Below are 281 nucleotides of genomic sequence, written 5' to 3' on the forward strand. Positions count from 1 at the left end.
ACTCAATTTATCCATAAAACGATATTATCGCTTGTTGCATGGTGTATTTTTGCTGTGATTGCGCTTGGCCATATGAAAAAAGGCTGGCGTGGTAAACCTGTGGTTATTGCTATTATGGTTGCTGCTTTTATTCTTACACTGGCTTATTTTGGCAGTCGTTTTATACAAGAAGTTATTCTAAATAAATTTTAACTTGACTCTACTAACTCACTCTAGCCTAATACACGCTAGTTTATAATAAAAGGATCCATCGTTGGACGCCATATCGACCAGTACCTTGT

At 36.7% G+C, this 281-nt stretch carries 1 protein-coding gene; it reads left to right on the plus strand.

Annotation, left to right across the window (positions count from 1 at the left end):
* The coding region (gene ccsA / locus AAEY88_RS13060) for a cytochrome c biogenesis protein CcsA (protein WP_350563070.1) at positions 1-192 on the plus strand (192 nt) is incomplete at its 5' end.
* Positions 193-281: the final 89 nt, after the last annotated feature.

The organism is Psychrobacter sp. CAL346-MNA-CIBAN-0220 (assembly GCF_040309805.1).
Classification (GTDB): domain Bacteria; phylum Pseudomonadota; class Gammaproteobacteria; order Pseudomonadales; family Moraxellaceae; genus Psychrobacter.